This is a genomic window from Pseudoflavonifractor sp. AF19-9AC (genome assembly GCF_003478995.1).
Classification (GTDB): domain Bacteria; phylum Bacillota; class Clostridia; order Oscillospirales; family Oscillospiraceae; genus Lawsonibacter.
Genome location: NZ_QUGI01000006.1, coordinates 201687 through 218181 on the forward strand (window position 1 = coordinate 201687; position 16495 = coordinate 218181).

Annotated in this window: 17 protein-coding genes, 5 tRNA genes and 1 pseudogene; 7 read left to right on the plus strand and 16 right to left on the minus strand. The window is 57.1% G+C overall.

From position 1 onward, the window contains the following. Window position 1 precedes the first annotated feature (1 nt). Entirely contained in the window at window positions 2-1747 is a 1746-nt protein-coding gene (locus DWX58_RS11625) for an ABC transporter ATP-binding protein (protein ID WP_118644014.1), read from the plus strand. Between the two features lie 74 nt (window positions 1748-1821). Here the strand turns inward: DWX58_RS11625 and DWX58_RS11630 are convergent, their stop codons facing one another. Next, window positions 1822-2787: an AraC family transcriptional regulator gene (locus DWX58_RS11630; protein ID WP_118644016.1), complete on the minus strand. Its 966-nt coding sequence runs from the start codon at window positions 2785-2787 to the stop codon at window positions 1822-1824. Between the two features lie 189 nt (window positions 2788-2976). Between DWX58_RS11630 and DWX58_RS11635 the strand changes: the two are divergent. After that, window positions 2977-3309: pseudogene (locus tag DWX58_RS11635) on the plus strand (MptD family putative ECF transporter S component); the annotation flags it as partial. On the opposite strand, the gene DWX58_RS11640 reads toward DWX58_RS11635, so the two are convergent. The 8 genes from DWX58_RS11640 to pyrB all read right to left on the minus strand — a co-directional run bounded on the left by DWX58_RS11640 (window position 3259) and on the right by pyrB (window position 6565). After that, window positions 3259-3753 (minus strand): hypothetical protein, encoded by a 495-nt coding sequence (locus DWX58_RS11640; RefSeq protein WP_118644018.1) that lies wholly within the window; start codon window positions 3751-3753, stop codon window positions 3259-3261. The pseudogene DWX58_RS11635 and the gene DWX58_RS11640 sit on opposite strands and share 51 nt — an antisense overlap. 76 nt (window positions 3754-3829) lie before the next feature. After that, window positions 3830-4504, minus strand: coding sequence for a hypothetical protein (locus tag DWX58_RS11645; RefSeq protein WP_199648788.1), 675 nt, complete (start codon window positions 4502-4504; stop codon window positions 3830-3832). 340 nt (window positions 4505-4844) lie between these two features. Then, window positions 4845-4920, minus strand: a tRNA-Lys gene (locus DWX58_RS11650). 41 nt (window positions 4921-4961) lie between these two features. Then, window positions 4962-5036: transfer RNA gene (locus DWX58_RS11655), tRNA-Gln, on the minus strand. A gap of 61 nt (window positions 5037-5097) precedes the next feature. Next, window positions 5098-5174 (minus strand) — tRNA-His (locus DWX58_RS11660). 51 nt (window positions 5175-5225) lie between these two features. Then, window positions 5226-5302: transfer RNA gene (locus DWX58_RS11665), tRNA-Arg, on the minus strand. A 3-nt stretch (window positions 5303-5305) separates the two neighbouring features. Further along, window positions 5306-5379: transfer RNA gene (locus DWX58_RS11670), tRNA-Gly, on the minus strand. A 124-nt stretch (window positions 5380-5503) separates the two neighbouring features. Beyond that, on the minus strand, window positions 5504-6565 hold the full coding sequence (pyrB, locus tag DWX58_RS11675) for an aspartate carbamoyltransferase (RefSeq protein ID WP_118644020.1): 1062 nt from the start codon (window positions 6563-6565) through the stop codon (window positions 5504-5506). Between the two features lie 158 nt (window positions 6566-6723). Here pyrB and DWX58_RS11680 point away from each other — a divergent pair, with 158 nt between their 5' ends. From DWX58_RS11680 to DWX58_RS11695, 4 genes are all read left to right on the plus strand, one after another. After that, window positions 6724-7056, plus strand: coding sequence for a PadR family transcriptional regulator (locus tag DWX58_RS11680; protein WP_118644022.1), 333 nt, complete (start codon window positions 6724-6726; stop codon window positions 7054-7056). Further along, a complete protein-coding gene (locus DWX58_RS11685) occupies window positions 7053-7691 on the plus strand; it encodes a permease prefix domain 1-containing protein (RefSeq protein WP_118644024.1) in 639 nt (212 codons plus the stop codon). The genes DWX58_RS11680 and DWX58_RS11685 overlap by 4 nt, the downstream gene beginning before the upstream one ends. 26 nt (window positions 7692-7717) lie before the next feature. Further along, window positions 7718-8428, plus strand: coding sequence for a permease prefix domain 1-containing protein (locus DWX58_RS11690; RefSeq protein ID WP_118644026.1), 711 nt, complete (start codon window positions 7718-7720; stop codon window positions 8426-8428). Window positions 8429-8510: 82 nt separating this feature from the next. Continuing rightward, the gene (locus tag DWX58_RS11695) at window positions 8511-9029 is read left to right on the plus strand and encodes a putative ABC transporter permease (protein ID WP_118644028.1); all 519 of its coding nucleotides are present in this window, start codon (window positions 8511-8513) and stop codon (window positions 9027-9029) included. Between the two features lie 40 nt (window positions 9030-9069). Here DWX58_RS11695 and DWX58_RS15425 read toward each other — a convergent pair whose 3' ends face one another. The 7 genes from DWX58_RS15425 to DWX58_RS11725 all read right to left on the minus strand — a co-directional run bounded on the left by DWX58_RS15425 (window position 9070) and on the right by DWX58_RS11725 (window position 15248). After that, the gene (locus DWX58_RS15425) at window positions 9070-9240 is read right to left on the minus strand and encodes a hypothetical protein (RefSeq protein WP_199648789.1); all 171 of its coding nucleotides are present in this window, start codon (window positions 9238-9240) and stop codon (window positions 9070-9072) included. 83 nt (window positions 9241-9323) lie between these two features. After that, entirely contained in the window at window positions 9324-10076 is a 753-nt protein-coding gene (locus DWX58_RS11700; RefSeq protein ID WP_243093450.1) for a polysaccharide deacetylase family protein, read from the minus strand. A gap of 76 nt (window positions 10077-10152) precedes the next feature. Then, complete coding sequence (locus DWX58_RS11705) at window positions 10153-11208, minus strand: helix-turn-helix transcriptional regulator (protein WP_158579273.1); 1056 nt, start codon at window positions 11206-11208, stop codon at window positions 10153-10155. Window positions 11209-11378: 170 nt separating this feature from the next. After that, the gene (locus tag DWX58_RS11710) at window positions 11379-12794 is read right to left on the minus strand and encodes a TraB/GumN family protein (RefSeq protein WP_118644034.1); all 1416 of its coding nucleotides are present in this window, start codon (window positions 12792-12794) and stop codon (window positions 11379-11381) included. 154 nt (window positions 12795-12948) lie between these two features. Next, complete coding sequence (locus tag DWX58_RS11715; RefSeq protein ID WP_118644036.1) at window positions 12949-13923, minus strand: SPFH domain-containing protein; 975 nt, start codon at window positions 13921-13923, stop codon at window positions 12949-12951. 21 nt (window positions 13924-13944) lie between these two features. Next, entirely contained in the window at window positions 13945-14373 is a 429-nt protein-coding gene (locus DWX58_RS11720; RefSeq protein WP_118644038.1) for an NfeD family protein, read from the minus strand. 131 nt (window positions 14374-14504) lie between these two features. Then, entirely contained in the window at window positions 14505-15248 is a 744-nt protein-coding gene (locus DWX58_RS11725; protein ID WP_118644040.1) for a GntR family transcriptional regulator, read from the minus strand. A 252-nt stretch (window positions 15249-15500) separates the two neighbouring features. On the opposite strand from DWX58_RS11725, the gene DWX58_RS11730 reads away from it, so the two are divergent. Then, window positions 15501-16481 (plus strand): C-terminal binding protein, encoded by a 981-nt coding sequence (locus DWX58_RS11730; RefSeq protein ID WP_158579274.1) that lies wholly within the window; start codon window positions 15501-15503, stop codon window positions 16479-16481. Window positions 16482-16495: the final 14 nt, after the last annotated feature.

Here is a 16495-nt window from a genome sequence, read left to right on the forward strand (position 1 = left end):
GATGTTTCGGAGTATGAATCGGATTCTGTGTTGGACAAAGGGGTACCACAGACGGCTGTATCTCGGAAGCCTCTGTTCGTTTCTTGCCACCTGGGCCGCCGCCGGGCCGGTGATGCTGGCGGCCTGGGCCCTTGGGCTGGTCATCGAGAGCGCCCAGGAGGGGACGGCGCTGGACGCCAGGCTTCCCTGGCTGTGCCTGGGCGGGATCATCCTGCTGATCGTTTTGCGCTTCGTGTGTGCTTACTGGAAAAACCGGCTCCAGGAGAGTATCGGAACAGAGCGGGCGGCGCAGCAGAGACTGGAACTTGGTGACCTGCTCAAACGGGTTTCCTTGGGGTATTTCTCCAAGAATAACCTGGGCGACATTCTGGCTGCTCTGACTACGGAACTGAGTACCCTGGAGCTGCAAAGCATGAAGATGGTGGATGCAGTCATCAACGGCTATCTGCAGGTACTGGTCATCGTTTTGTGCATGGCGTTCTTCTGCCCGGAGGCGGCGCTGGTGGCAGTGGTGGGCGTGCTGCTGTCCGCCTTTGCCCTCCGCGGCATCGGGCGGCAGAGTGCCCGCACCGCTCCGGTGGGACATCGGGCCCAAGAGGCATTGTCCGGGGCGGCCATTGAGTACATCCATGGCCTTTCGGTGGTCAAATCCTTTGGCCAGGAGGGGGTGTCCTCCCAGCGTTTTTTTGAGGCATGCCGGGCCAATAAGGACATCCGTATCAAAAACGAGTTTGGCTTTGTGCCCTGGAACTGCCTGCACCTGTTTTCTCTGAAGGCCGCAGCTGTTGGCCTGGTGCTCACCGCCGGCTGGCAGACTATGAACGGAACCTTGGAGCTGCCGGTGCTCCTGATGGCTGCCATGTTCTCCTTCACGATCTTCGGCAGTGTGGAGTCCATCAACGACGCTGCCCATATCCTTTCTGTCACCGACTCGGTGCTGGACCGTCTGGAAGAACTGGAGGGAACGGAACTGCCGGATCAGGATGGGAAAGACATCTCTCTGGAGCGTTACGACGTCTGCTTCGACCATGTCTCCTTCGGTTACGAGACACGGGAGGTGATCCACGATGTTTCCTTCCAGCTGCCGCAAAACAGCGCCACCGCCATTGTAGGGCCGTCTGGCAGCGGGAAGAGCACCCTCTGCGCACTGCTGGCCCGGTTTTATGATGTGGATCAGGGACGCATCACCGTGGGCGGCTATGACATCCGGAAGATGACCTGCGACAGCCTTTTACGCAACATTGCTATGGTATTTCAGAATGTGTATCTGTTCCACGACACCATCCGCAATAACATCCGTTTTGGCCGTCCGGATGCTGCCGAGAAGGATGTGATCGCCGCGGCCAAAGCGGCCCGCTGCCATGACTTCATCATGGCGCTGCCCCAAGGGTACGACACCATGGTGGGAGAAGGCGGCTCCAACCTTTCCGGTGGAGAAAAGCAGCGCATTTCCATTGCCCGGTGTCTTCTGAAAGACGCCCCCATTGTCATTCTGGACGAGGCCACCGCCAGCGTGGACCCGGAGAATGAGCATGAGATCCAGGAGGCGCTCTCTGCTCTGGTGCGGGGAAAGACTATCATCACCATCGCCCACCGTCTGGCTACGATCCAAAACGCAGACCGGATTTTAGTGGTGGAGGATGGCCGCATTGCTCAGCATGGCACCCATCAGGAGCTGATGAGCCAAGAGGGAACTTACCGGAACTTTATCGAGATCCGACAGCGGGCTGAGGGCTGGCGGATATAAAATAAGTATGTGGGGAGGCAGATCTGCCTCCCCACATACTGTTTTGGAATGATTCTTTGGATTTTGGCTTTGTATCACTTTCGCTTTGCCATTTTCCTGTACTCCAGCGGGAGCAAGCCGGTGCTTCTTCGAAACAGTTCCGCAAACCGGCTGGATGTAGAATATCCTATCGTTTGAGCAATCTGACCAATTTGCAGATCGGTATGAGCCAGCAGATATTCTGCCTGACTCATGCGGCGCTGCTGTATATACTCTTTGATCGTGCAGCCATAGACCTTCTTGAAGCTGCTTTTGAGTTTTGTCGTACCCATGCAGGCGATTTGCGCCAGACGTTCTATGGGTACTTCACCAGCATAATGATCACTCAAATAGGCCGCTACGGTTTGAATCCGTTCCAAATCCTGAGAAGCCAGTTTGTGATCTGAAACTGAACGCTTTTTTTGATATTCAACCACAAGAGAGAGCGCCTCGGCTACCTTGCTCTCATAATAGAGTTTGGCTGCAATTCCGGTTCCACGGTAGCTCTGTAGTTCTGATAGAAGCCGGTACATTTCCGGGAACTCTGTTGTTTGGTCGATTTCCCGAAAAGCCTCGATGGGATTCAGATATTCTTCCGGATACTGTTTTTTCAGATAATCCTCATAATATGCGGGGGTGATCTCGATGCCGATGGATCGAACCGGTATATTTTTGTGGACGATTACTTGATATGGCTTGTATCCGCCCACATAGGTTTTGATGCATCCGGCTGACAACCGGCGATACGGCGACAACTCTTCACCGGAGATAGAATCGTAACGGGTAATACTGAGACATTCCGGGAGATCAAATTCCAGCATAAAATCCTTATTGAAAGAGAAGTTGTGTATCTTGATGTCGAATAGATCCCTTTGTCCGTAGGTCCAATAGGAACCTTCGCCAACTTCCGGAGATAGTTTCCAGCAAAGCCCCAGAGGACCATATTGATCATTATCTGGTGCAGGCACAAAACCGTGCTTTTTCAGTAATGGCGCATAGTATTGCTCGATGATACCGGTCATTACAATAGATACGCCTCCCTTGTTTTGCAATGATTAGACGAATTTTAGAAATGATAGGACGAACCTCGCTCCAAACGATTGAAAGTAGGTTGTGCATGGTGTAATTATATATAACGGTTAGCCACATCTAACCAAAGGATAGCATACCTATCCCATAAAGTCAACGCATTACAAAATAGGAGGATCAACATGAACAACCGAATCAATCCCGCAAAAAAGGGCCTCACTGTCAAAGATCTTGTGACGACCGGCATTTTCAGCGCAATTTTCTTGGTGTTTACCCTAATCGGCAGTATTTTATTCGCGCCAAACCCGGTTTTGACATTCTATATGCCGATGGGCGCAGCCCTGCTGTGTGGTCCCGTGTATCTTCTGATGATCGCTAAGGTGCAGAAGCGGTGGAGTGTCACCATTCTTGGCATCGTTATGGGAATCATCTGGTTTGTTACCGGAATGCACTGGGCCTTTTCTTTAGGCTATATCGGGATGGGAATCATTGCGGATCTGGTGGCTGGTGCGGGACATTAAGGTCATACTCATCCCTTCCTGCTTGATTTCGCAACCGTCTTCTCTGATTTCCTCATCCTCCTCCATATCGCTTTTCTGGCCGGGAATAAGGCATTCGCCCGGATAAAGCTCCATTTCGTACAGCACGCTGCCATCACCGCTTCTGCGGTCAAGGACTTTGATGGTCGTGCCCTCAAATAAATAGTTGGATGCCTTTTCGAAATCAGAGCGGAATCCCTTCCCGTAATTACAGGTCGAATACTGATGAGACGGCTGATCCTTGACCACGGAATAGTAAGCGTTGGTCTGAACCTCAGTCACCACCCGCACAAGCCCGACCAGGTCAGGGTGCTTGCTATGGCTGGTTGCCACCAACTCTGTCCCGGGGCGGATACAGCGTTTCAACTCAGCCAGATTTTTGATGCGCAGCGGCGCTTTTTGTTCGTTCTTTTGATCCAATCTTTAATCCTCCTGTCTGGTTTGAGGCAATAAAAAAGCGCCGGAGTCTTATTTCTAAAACTCCGGCGCCTGAATATTACATGATCGGTTCTTGGTTGTAGGATTCCATGGGGTGCTGCTCCTGCTCTCTTATGCGCTCCAGGGCATCGGGAGCCGCAATGGCAATCTGCTCCTGAACGCCCCGGATGCACTTTTCCTGCTCGGCAGTCAAATCAAAACCAGCGTCCAAGGTATCAGAGCAGCATCGGTAGATTTCGATAAGCTGCTCCTGATTGAAGATTTGCTGTTTGGAAATGAGGCCGGCGCGGATGGCGAAGTCCTGCTTGGCACCTGCATAATTTTCCTGAAAGTAATTGCCCTGGTTGAGACCTGTGCGGTCAAAGCTCCAGTCCCATGTGACGAATTGAACGCCAAGCCGGGTGGGATGGACAGCCAGCACGGCTCCGTTGAAGTCAGCCAGCAGACGGTAGTCACCGGTCAGGCTTTGGGCTTGCAGGGGCGGAGCCTGTTCCAGCAGCGTCATGTACTCCCGCACAGTGCAGGCCAGATCGGTGGCTCGCTCACAGGCCCGTTCCCGTTCCGGCATCGCTACATCTTCCTGCCAGTAGCGAACGCCTCCGTCCGCTGTGATCCGGCAGAGAGGGAGACCATCCCACTCCACAGGAAGCAATTCATCCTGTTCCGGTTGCGGAGTGAATCCCTCACGGTGGAGAGCGGTGCGAAGCTCCTGAAAAAACTGTTCTCGGTTCATTTACTACCTCCTGACATTCAGTGCCCTTTTTGAATTTGTCTGAAAACAAAAAGGGCGCCAATCTGATGGCCCGTCGTGACCAACAAATTGACGCCTCAAATTTTGTGTATTCTATTGATAGAAAAATAGCGTCCTTTTTGAAAATTGATGCTTCAAAAAGGGCGCTACATGGTTTCTGGTTTTGCCAACCTCCGAGAAGAGGGGGTTCGAATCCCACCAGTTAGGGGGAAACAGCGGTTGGCATCTATGGAATCATCCGTGAATTTTTGAGCTGAAAAAGCCCGGAAACGGTTGATGCCACTGGCTTTTCGCCAGTGGCATCTATACCGTTTTGATTTTATGGTGACCCAGCGGAGATTCGAACTCCGGACACCCTGCTTAAAAGGCAGGTGCTCTGCCGACTGAGCTACTGGGTCATATTCAATTCTATTCAAACATGCGCAGGCATGAAAAAAGCTGGCAGGGATGGCTGGACTCGAACCAGCGAGTGAGGGAGTCAAAGTCCCTTGCCTTACCACTTGGCTACACCCCTATTTATTCATCAGAAAAAGGGTTAGGGCCGGAGCCGAAGCTCCGGCCCTTCCGCCTAAATGTGGGGTGGGTAAAGGGACTCGAACCCTCGACACCCGGAACCACAATCCGGTGCTCTAACCAACTGAGCTACACCCACCATATAGCAACGGCATGACGGAAAACCAAAATCATCGCCATTAATTCGAAATGGCACGCCTGAAGGGACTCGAACCCCTGACCCACTGCTTAGAAGGCAGTTGCTCTATCCACCTGAGCTACAGGCGCATATGGAGCGGGTGATGGGAATCGAACCCACGCGACCAGCTTGGAAGGCTGGGATTCTACCATTGAACTACACCCGCACAGACGCCGCCATGTCTCTCATGTCAGCTTCAAAATGATACCACAGTGCAGGGCAAATTGTCAATCCCTTTTTTCATTTCTTTCTGCCCGGAGGCCTTAAAGGGGCCTCCGGGCAGTCAAATATCACCGCAGCGCCGCGTCGCAGAAGCCGCAGCAGTCCACGCCGCCGTTCTTCTTCACCAGAGGCGGCAGGTAGGGCTGGGTCTGGGTAATGCACCGGGGGTTGGTACAGACCGGCTTGGTCCCGATCTCCACCGGGGGCACCGTCTCCTGCCGGGGCTGGAGAGCCAGATGCTCCAGCAGAGCCATCCGGGCAAACATGCCGTACCGGGCCTGCTGGAAGTAGACCGCCCGGGGATCGTCGTCCACATCCACCGTAATCTCATCCACCCGGGGCAGGGGATGCATGACCAGCATATTCTTCTTGGCCCGGTCCAGCTTGCGCCGGGTCAGGATATAAATGCCCTTGTTGCGCTCATACTCCAGGGGATCCACAAAGCGCTCCTTCTGGATGCGGGTCATATACAGCACATCCAGCTGAGGAATCACTGCCTCCAGGCCGGTGACCTCGGTAAAGCGCATTCCATTCTCCCGCATGAAGGCCCGCATATAATCGGGAATGGCCAGCTCCCGGGGCGCGATGAGGAAGAACTGGATGTTCTGGAACTTGGCCATGGCCTTAATGAGAGAGTGGACGGTGCGGCCATTTTTCAAGTCACCGCACAGACCCAGGGACAGCCCGTCCACGCCGCCCAGCAGGCGGGTCATGGTGGTCAGGTCGGCCATGGTCTGAGTGGGGTGCATGTGTCCTCCGTCTCCGGCGTTGACCACCGGCACATGGGAGTATAGGGAGGCCGCCTTGGCCGCGCCCTCCCAGGGGGTACGCATCACAATCACGTCGGCATAGCCGGAAACCATTTTAATGGTGTCCTTCAGGGTCTCACCCTTGGCCACCGAGGAGGAATTGGGGTCGGCAAAGCCGAACACCGTTCCGCCCAGGCGAAGCATAGCGGTCTGGAAGGAAAAATTGGTGCGGGTGGAGGGCTCATAAAACAGGTTGGCCGATACCTTGCCCCGGCACACATCAATAAACTTTCCGGGGTTGTCTATGATCTCACTGGCCCGGGCGTAAAGGCTGTCCCATTCCTCCCGGGGCAGGTCACCGAAATCAATCAAATGCCGCATATGTGCTCCTCCTCCTGTATTCTTCCTAATACCCTAATTACCGTCGAAAAATCATATCACAAACCGCCCCTTTGCGCAAGGTGGAGCAAAAACTTTTTCCCGCCTCTTGACGCCTCTGATAAAGAGGTATATAATGCCTCTTGAATAGAGGTGTCTGTATGAGGGTAAACAAGGAGCTGTCCAAGGGCAGCCATGAGCTGATTATTCTGAAGCTGCTCAGCCGTCGGGATATGTACGGCTATCAGCTGATCCAGCAGATGGCCCTGCTGTCGGAAGACGTCTTCTGCATGAGCCAGGGCAGCCTGTACCCCTTTCTCCACACGTTGGAGGACAAGGATTTCATCCAGTCCTACGAACAGACCGAGGGTGGCCGGGCGCGGCGGTTTTACCATCTCACCCCCTCCGGCCGGGCCCTGCTGGAGGAGAAAGAGGAGCAGTGGGGGATTTTCGTCCGGGCCATGTCCCGCATTTTAGGAGGTGCCGCAGAATGAAGCCCTGGATGGAGGACTTTATCCGCCTGTGTCTTTCCAAAATCCCCGACCTTCCCTACCGGCGACGGCTGGCCGGGGAGCTGGCGGACCACCTGGCCTCCCTGTCCGCCGATCTGGAGGCGGGCGGACTGACTGCCCAGCAGGCCCAGGCCCTGGCTCTGGAGCGCATGGGTAACCCGGAAACCCTCTCTGCCGCCTACCTGGCCCAGTGGCGGCAGCGGATGAACACACCCCGGCACAAGCTCCCTCGCCTGCTGTTTCTGCTGTCCTTTGTCTGCTACGCCGCTTTGATGTTTGGGCTTGGGGTGCTGTATATTGCCAACACCTCCAACTTCGGAACCACCCTGCCCGGCTATTGGGGGATTGTGTCCCTTCTGCTGGCCCTGGTTCTCCTCTCCGTTCCCATGATCGCCGGTCTGCCCCGCAGCTGGGATTTCATCCGATACGGATGCTGGCTCTATGCCGCCCTGCAGATGCTGCCCATTTTGTGCTGGATGACTCTGGGCTGTCCCTTTGAGCTGTCCGGCCTGATGGTTTCCGACTTTGTGGGCATCCTTTTCCACTTCGTGCTGGCCGGGTGGAGCGCCGTCAATGGTTACCAGCTGGACTGCTACAAAAAGGCCTTTGCAGGCTGACTTGGTCTTGTTAGGAGGTGTACGCCATGAAACCCTGGATGGAGGAATTCATCCGTCAGTGTCTGGTCAAAATTCCTGATCTTCTGTACCAAAAGCGCCTGACAACAGAGCTGTCGGACCATCTGGCCTCCCTGTACGAGGACTTGGAGGCGGAGGGACTGCCTGCCGGGCAGGCCCAGGCGCTGGCTCTGGAGCACATGGGCAGTCCGGAGGAGCTGTCCCGGCAGCTCTATGACCGGTGGCGTCGGCATGTCCGCTCCCCCCGCTATGTACTCAGTCAGCTGACGCTCACCTGCTGTCTCATGGGCCTGACCTTCCTGCTGGTCTACCTGACCCTTGGGGCGGCGGGCCTCACCCACGACGCCGCCCCCGGCCTGTCCATGGCGGGTAATCCGGTTCTTACCGGCGCGGTGGGCGCGCTCCTCTTTCTTCTCCCCTTTTCCCTTGGAACCTTTTGGCTGACCAGACGGTTCCAGGGGCACACTTCCCCCCGCCGCATGGTACTGTTGGGACTTCTCCTGGCCTGGGTTGGGCAGCTGTGTCTGTTCCTCCTGATGGGCGCGCTCCTATACGGCATCCCCCTGCAGGAGCCCGCCGCTCTGCTGGCCCGGATTTCCGGGGGCGGTGACCCCATCGCCCCCTGGTTTACGCCCGGCTACCTGCTGCTTACCCTGGCCGGATGCGGACTTTTCAGTCTCCTGGCTCCTCCTCTCTTTGAACGAAGGCAAAAAGTTTAGATAGGGAATTTTTCCATACATGAATTGCCGTCCCCTTCTCCACCCTAAAGGAAAGACAGGATCGGAGGAGGTATCCCATGGAATGACGGTATGGTTTTGGAATTTTACCCTGTACAGCTTTCTGGGCTTCTTACTGGAGGTAGCCTACGCCCGGGCCACCGGCGGCCGCTGCAACCGAAAATGCCTGCTGGTACTCCCTCTTTGTCCCGTGTACGGATTGGGGGCCTGTGCCATCCTGTGGCTGTCCCCCTGGGCCAAGGGCTTCTCCCCTCTGTTGTTTGTCCTCTCCACCGCAGCCGCCACGGGCGTGGAATATGCCGCGGCGTTCTTTTACGAAACACTGCTGGGTGTGTCCTTCTGGGACTACCGCCAGCTGCACTGGAACATCCACGGGCGGGTCTGCCTCCCCTTCTCCCTGGCCTGGGGCTGTCTGTCCCTGCTCCTGGTTTACTGGCTCCAGCCCATGCTCGGTCCCTACCTGACGGCCATTTCTCCGCTGGTCACCTGGATGGCCGCAGGCACGGTGATGTTGGATTTTTTGCTCTCCTCCGCTCTGCTCAAGCGGACCGGGGACATAAGCTGTCTTCGCTGGTATGCCTGACAAAAAAGCAGCCGCCCGTTGGGCGGCTGCTTTTTATCTCTTATTCCTCGTAGTCGTCATACTCCGAAGTGCAGGCGGCACATTTGAGCTTTCCCTTGGCGCAGCCACACAGCTCGGCCAGCTTATCCCAATAAGCCACCACAGCGCACACAACGGCCGCAGCCGCCAGAGAGAGGGCGACAATCTTCAGTACGAACCGGGCAATCTTCATGTTCTAAGTCCTCCTTCCACGATTCGGATGGTTGAACCTAGTTTACATGATTTCAGGAAAAATTACAATCGTTTTTGTAAATTTTATGATTCCTCCTCCGGAAGCGGGCAGGCGCGGTAGCACACGCCGCACTCCGGCTCCACCCCCCGCAGGTCCATCAGCTGCTCCACGGTGACAAAGACATAACCCTGACTGGTCAGGGCGTCCACGATCCGCAAAGCGGCATCCACGGAGCTCTCATAGATGTCGTGCATGAGAATAATGTCCCCGTCCTGCACATGCTCCAGCACGGCAGCCACGATCCGGTCGGTGTCCCGGTCTTTCCAGTCCTCCGGGTCCACCGACCACAAAACCAGAGGCCCGTCCGCCCAGCGCTCTACGGAATCGTCCACAATTCCATAGGGTGGGCGCAGCCAGAACTCCCCCTCCCCCAGAAAATCCGTCAGCAGGGCCCGGGTCTTGCCCACCTGCAAATCGAAGTCCTCCCGGGACAGTTCGGTCACCAGGACGTGGTTGAAGGTATGGACGCCCACCTGGTGCCCTGCCTCCGCCATCTCCTCAATCAGGTCCTCGCACCCCTCAATCCGTTCCCCCACCAGGAAAAATGTGGCATTGGCCTCCCGCAGCTCCAGCCCATCCAGCAATCGCCGGGTGGTGGACCGGCGGGGCCCATCGTCAAAGGTGAGGGCCACCAGCTTGGCCGGACCGGTATCAAGTTCCACCTGGGCGCCGCCGCCCGCCATTTGAATCTCCTCCGGTGTGCCCGGCCCCAGCGCCAACGCCATGCACAGGCTCAAAAGTCCCAGTCCCACACCCCGAAGTCCATATTGTCTCACGCCCGCCGCGCCCCTTTCCATCGCCATTCAGATTCAGTATGTGAAAAGGGGCGCTCTTTTTATCTTGAAATTTCTGTTAGTTTTTTGAATAGCGCCGGAGCAGCTTCTCCCACCCCGGCTCCGCCCGCAGGAAGGCGCAGTCCGGGTCCCGCTCCACCTGCTCCAGCATGGGCTGGAGCAGCACCGCCTGGCATTCCCCCGCAGCCTCCTTGGTGGGCAGATGGGCGTAAAGAGGAGATTGGCTCAGGTCCCAGGGCACGGTAAGGCTGTGGAACAGGCGCTCCAGCAGGGCCAGCGTCCCCGGCCCGTCCTTCCTGGCAATGGCCAGCTGGAGGGGCGCGGAGAGCACCGCGTAGTCGGAAAGGTCCATCACCTCCCCGACCCGCTCTGCCACATCGGAATACTGCCCGGCCCGCTCCTGCTCGCCCTCCTCCAGGGCCAGATCGATCAGATGGAGCAGGGTAGTCTGAATCCCGTGTGCCCGGTCAAAGAGCTCCCGCTCCAACAGCGTCCAGGCCTCCTCCGTCCGTCCCTGCTTCCGCCGCAGGGCGGCCAGCAGCTCCCGCTTGTCCCGGTGGGTGTCGGACAGGCGCTCCAGCAGCTCCTCCGCCCGCTCCTGCTCGCCCCGGCCAATGCACCGGGAGGCCAGGGTATAGGCGGCCCACTCCGCCACCCTGGGGTCAGCGCTGCCCACACAGCGCTCATAGAGGGCGGCAATCTCTTCCTCCAGCTTCTCCCGCTCCTCGCCGGGCTCCTCCGGCTGAAGGACCAAAATCCCCTCCAGCAGTCCGGCCACACTGTAAGCCAGGCTATCACTGTTGGGAAACTCCCGCAGCTTCGCCCGAGCCATGGCAAAGGCCGCCGGGGCTCCCTCCTGCCGGGATGTCTCATAGAGCGCGTTGAGAAACTGCCCGATCTCCTCCTGGGTCAAATCCTCCTGAAAGGAGAGCAGGGTGTTCAAATCCACTCCCAGAGTCCGGGCCAGGGTGGGCAGAAGGGTAATATCGGGGTAGTTGAGCCCCCGCTCCCACTTGTTGACCGCTGGGGCACTCACCCCCAGGCGCTCCGCCAGCCCCTCCTGGGTGAGCCCCAGCGCCTGCCGCCGCTGCCGGATGATCTCGTTTAAATTCATGTGCCGTTCCCCCTGACTTACAGCATTCTTTCTGTCCCTATGATAGCAGAGTTCCCTTCTCTCCCGCAACGGAGGGATGCGACAGAAAACAGACATTCTTTTAACCACCGGTTAATTGGAGGGCAAAAAAGGTCCCCAGCCATAGGCCAGGGACCTCTTTTTGCGTTTTGTCAGGGCTTTTCCACCACTTCCACGGTGTAGCCCAGGTCCTTCAGCCCCTGGACAATGCCGCCCGAGCCGATCATGTGGCCCGCGCCCACCACCAGGAGGCCGGTGTGAGCACCGTCCTGCTTCAGATAGGCGTCGGCATAGGCGATCATGCCGGGGTCACGGTCGGTGAAGAGCTTGCTGTTGAGCTCATCGTCGCTGTTGATGACCTCGTCCTTGGGATAGGCCTGGGCAAAGCCCTGGGTGTCCCGGGCCTTCCACTGGTCCATCCAGATGCCGATCTGGGCCATCTCCTCCTCCAGCGCGGCCTGGGTGTCGGCGGTGAGGGCATCCTCGCCCAGCACATCGGTAAGCGCCTTTCGGGTGGCCGCGTCCATGGTGTCCACATCCAGCATCATGAGGAGAGAGGAGGCCAGATAGACCTCCTGGTACTCCGGCGACAGGCTGTCAAAGATGCCGCCCTGGAAAGCATAGGTCTCCACAGCACCGATGTCAATGCCCGCGTTCACCGCCTTGGCGTTGACATAAAGGTCAATGGCCATGGCGTTGCTGCCGGTGGTCTCGTCGGTGGTAGCCAGGGACTGCAGGCTGGTGGCCAGGGCCCAGGCCTTGTACTGGGACACCAGCTCCTCCTCCATGCCCATCTGACCCAGGGTGTTGATCACCACCTGGTAGAGTTCCGGAGAGATGTGGTCGGCCAGGGTGGTGCCGTCGGAGTAGACCTGCATGGCGGCGTACTCCATCAGCTGCTGTGTGTCGTTGAAATCCAGCTCAAAGGACACCTGCTCGGAGTTCAGGATGATGTCCCGCAGCTGCTTATGGAAGGGGTAGACGTTGTTCCGGTCGGTATGGATGGATCCCAACAGGTACAGGGTGTTGCCGTTTCCGGTGGCTTTCCACAAAAGGCCCAGAGAACCGGCGTTCTGACTGTCATACAGGGACAGAATGAGGCTGTTGGCCATGGTGGCCGCCTCCACCAGGGAGCAGGGCCGCTCCAGGTGCAGCCCGGTCCCGTCGCCACACAAGGCTCCCACAGAGACCATAAATGCCTCAGGGCCCTTCTCCACGCCAGGGAAGGCATAGTCGGCCGCCGCCTGATAGAGCGCGTTGACCACGCCGCCCCGGGTGGTATCCAGCACCAGACCCTCCGTGTCCGCCTCCCGCTGCTCCACACCCAGCAGGGCCAGCTTTTCGGAGACCACCTCCGCCATGGCGGCAACCTGTTCCTGGGTCACCTCCTGGCTGTGCTGGGTATAAATTTCATCTCCAAACAGCCCGATGGCATAGCCGTCCGCCAGCATCCCATAGGCCCACATGGGGAAGGGCGCGGCAGTTTCAGAAGTCTCCTCCGCAGATACCGGGACGAGAGCACCTGCCATCAGTCCCAGGGTGAGCAGAAACGCAAGCAGTCGTTTCATTTCTTGTCTCTCCTCTCATTTCATTTGAAAAATCCGGTTTTTTCCATCATATCATATGCCTCGGCAAAGTCAAATTAAAATAGAATTAAGGTTTTCGTCCCTCCCGGGCAAGAGAAAAGCCCCCGCCGGAACAGCCGGCGGGGGCGGTGGTTCATCAGGTCTTAGGTACGGTTTTGGTGATGGTAGCCTTGGGATCCTCGGTGTCAAAGACCGTCTTGGCCGCGGCGGCCAGGCCGGCCAGGCCCTGAATCTCACTGGGGACAATGATCTTGGTGGCCTTGCCGTTGGCGGCGGCGGTGAAGGCCTCCAGGGCCTTGATCTTGATGACGCCATCGCCGGGCTGGGCCTCGTTGATAAGCTTGATAGCGTCAGCGGTGGCCTGCTGCACCTTCATGATGGCCTGAGCCTGGGCCTCGGCCTCCAGAATCTTGGCCTGCTTGGCACCCTCGGCCTGGAGAATGGCAGCCTGCTTAGCGGCGTCCGCCCGGAGGATGGCACTCTGTTTTTCACCCTCAGCCACCAGGATCTGGGACTGCTTCTGGCCCTCAGCCTGGAGGATAGCCTCGCGGCGCTCGCGCTCGGCCCGCATCTGCTTCTCCATGGACTCCTGAATGTCCCGGGGCGGCATGATGTTCTTCAGTTCCACCCGGTTGACCTTGATGCCCCAGTTGTCAGTGGCCTCGTCCAGGATGGCCCGCATCTGACCGTTGATGTGGTCGCGGCTGGTGAGAGACTGGTCCAGCTCCAGATCGCCGATGATGTTGCGCAGGGTGGTGGCGGTCAGGTTCTCAATGGCGGACATGGGATTTTCCACTCCGTAGGCGTACAGCTTGGGGTCGGTAATCTGGAAATAGATGACCGTGTCAATCTGCATGGTCACGTTATCCTTGGTGATAACCGGCTGGGGCGGAAAGTCCACAACCTGCTCCTTCAGGGACACATTTTTGGCCACACGCTCAAAAAGGGGCATCTTGAAGTGGAGGCCCACCCCCCAGACGGTACGGAACGCGCCCAGGCGCTCAATGACGAAGGCCCGGGACTGAGGCACTACCTTAATGCAGGAACCCAGAAGAATCAGAATGAAAAGTGCCAGAATAATCCAGGGGATAATCTTCAATATCAGTTCCATATGTACTCCTTTTCCGCGCCGTTACAGCGCTTCTACAAACAGTTTTACTCCTTCAATGCGCAGCACCCGCACCTCAGTACCCGTGGGAATCACCACGTTGTGCTCGCTGCGGGCAGACCAGATCTGGCCGGATACGTTGACCTGTCCCTTCCCCTCTACGTTGTCAACGCTCTCGGTCACCACAGCCGTTTTTCCGATGACCCGGTCGGCGTTGGTGGGGGTGCGGCTGGTCTTTAAAAGCCGTGCAGCAAAGGGACGGATGAGCGCCAGGGAGAGGCCGGACAGCACCAGGAATACCACGATCTGAATCCAGATATTTCCGCCCAGCACCGCTGTAATCAACCCGCCCAGGGCCCCCACCGCAAACCAAATGAAGGTGAGTCCCACCGTCAATGCCTCGCCCACCACCAGGACAACAAGGGCAATGAGCCAAATCGTGCTTGGAAGCATACAAACTCCTTTCTCCCCGGGCCGATCATCCACCCAGAGTTTACTGGTGTCTTTATCATAGCACACTCCTAAATAAAAAGCCACCTTAACTTCCCCGGATGCAAGATATTCCAAGTTCCTTCTTTCTGTTCTCAAAGGCTGATTTCGGAATTGTCCAGCTCTTTGAAAATGTCGTAATTCATGGTGTTGGGAATGAGGGCTATGGTGTCCGGCATACGTGCGGCATCCTGCTGGACCTCGGTCCGGGCCACTTCGGAGAGGTGGTGCTTCATGGCGTAATAAATAGCTCCGTGGCAGATGTATGTGCTTTTGAACAGTTCCTCCTTATTGGGGTACACCGCCATGGAATAGTACCGGTATCGCAGCAGGCCCGGCCGAATCACCGCATACATGGACTGAAGATAGGGGTTTCCGCAGGCCTTGTAGATGATCCCATGGAATTGGTCGTCCAGCACCGCAAAGCGGTAAAAGGAGAAGTCGTCCGTATAAACCTTAAACTGATTGAGCAGGCGCTCCATCTCCGCCAAATCCGCCGGTGTGATGCGCTTGGCCGCCACCTTGGCCGACTGCCCGTCAATTTCCAGGCGGGCACAGGCCAGATGCTGCAGGTCCTGCTTGGTAATGGGAGACACCCGGGGTTTCCCGGTCTCGTCCTCCTCCACCAGCCCCTCCATGGTCAGCTGCTCCAGGGCACGCTTCACCGGGGAACGGCTCACATCCATGGCAAGGGCGATGCGGCTCTCCATCAGCTTATCCCCTGGGGCCAGGCGGAGGGTGATGATTTCCCGCTTCAGATAGGAATAAATCACCTGCCACAACGGTGCAAAGGGATTCTTCTCCAGCGCGTTTTGAATGCATTCCTTAGACCTCGACATTCTGTTATCCACTCCTCCCACAAGATGCACGTTTGTCTCATTATAGCATCACAGAGAGCCCCTCCGTCAATTATTGTTAAAACTTAAATTAGTCAAATCACCCTCTGCCGCCCATGCAAATGCTTTTTCGTTGTGCACTTTCTCTCTTTAATGTGCAAATACTCCTTTCTTTTGACACATCTATTTGTGCTGTATTTATAATAAATATAGATTTAGACCCACGTTACGATGTTGGAAAGGAGTATAAGAGGAATGAAAGTATATGTGGTGGACTCGGATTTCTTCGTGGACTATGACTACGCCATCGAAAAGCAGGTAATTGAGGCGAGCGGGAATGAGCTCATTCTGGAAACCTGCAAAAATGAGCAGGACGTCATGGATCGCTGCAAGGATGCCGATGTCCTGATGACGGTTCTGGTCAAGCTGAACGGCACAGTCATGGATGCCTGCCCCAACCTGAAGGGCCTGGTCCGATATGGCATCGGTGTGGATGCCATCGACATTGCCGCCGCCAGCCAGCGCGGAATCCCCGTGTGCAACTTCACCGACTACTGCATCCCCGAGGTGGCTACTCACGCCTTTTCCATGATTCTGGCCCTGTCCCGGAATCTGCCCATCTTCACCCGCAACGTCCGCCAGGGACTCTGGACCCATGGCCCCAAGGGCATTCCCATGCGCCGGGCCAGCAGCCGGACGCTGGGTCTGGTGGGCTTCGGCAGCATTGCCCGGGAGCTGTGCGGCTACGCCAAGGCCATGGGCTACCACGTCATCGCCTATGACCCCTTCCTTCCCGCCGAGCGCTTTGCTCAGATGGAGGTTCAGCAGGTCACCAAGGAGGAACTGTTCGCCCAGGCGGACATTATCTCCGTCCACACCCCCATGACTCCGGACACCTTCCATATGATCAACAAGGACACCATCGCTCAGATGAAGGACGGTGTCATCATCATCAACACCGCCCGCGGCCCCATCATCTGCGAGGCCGACCTCATCGAGGCTCTGAAGAGCGGCAAGGTGGCCGCCGCCGGACTGGACGTGGTGGAGTTTGAAACCATCACCACCAGCGACCACCCCTATGCCTCCATGGACAACGTCATTCTCTCCCCCCACGCCGCCTACGACTCGGTGGAGTCCACGCTGGACCTGCACCGGAAGGCCGCCAACACCGCGGTCACCCTGTGCAGCGGCGAGCTTCCCTACAACACCTTTAATAAGAAGGATCTGGCACACTGAAAAAGGAGACGGAA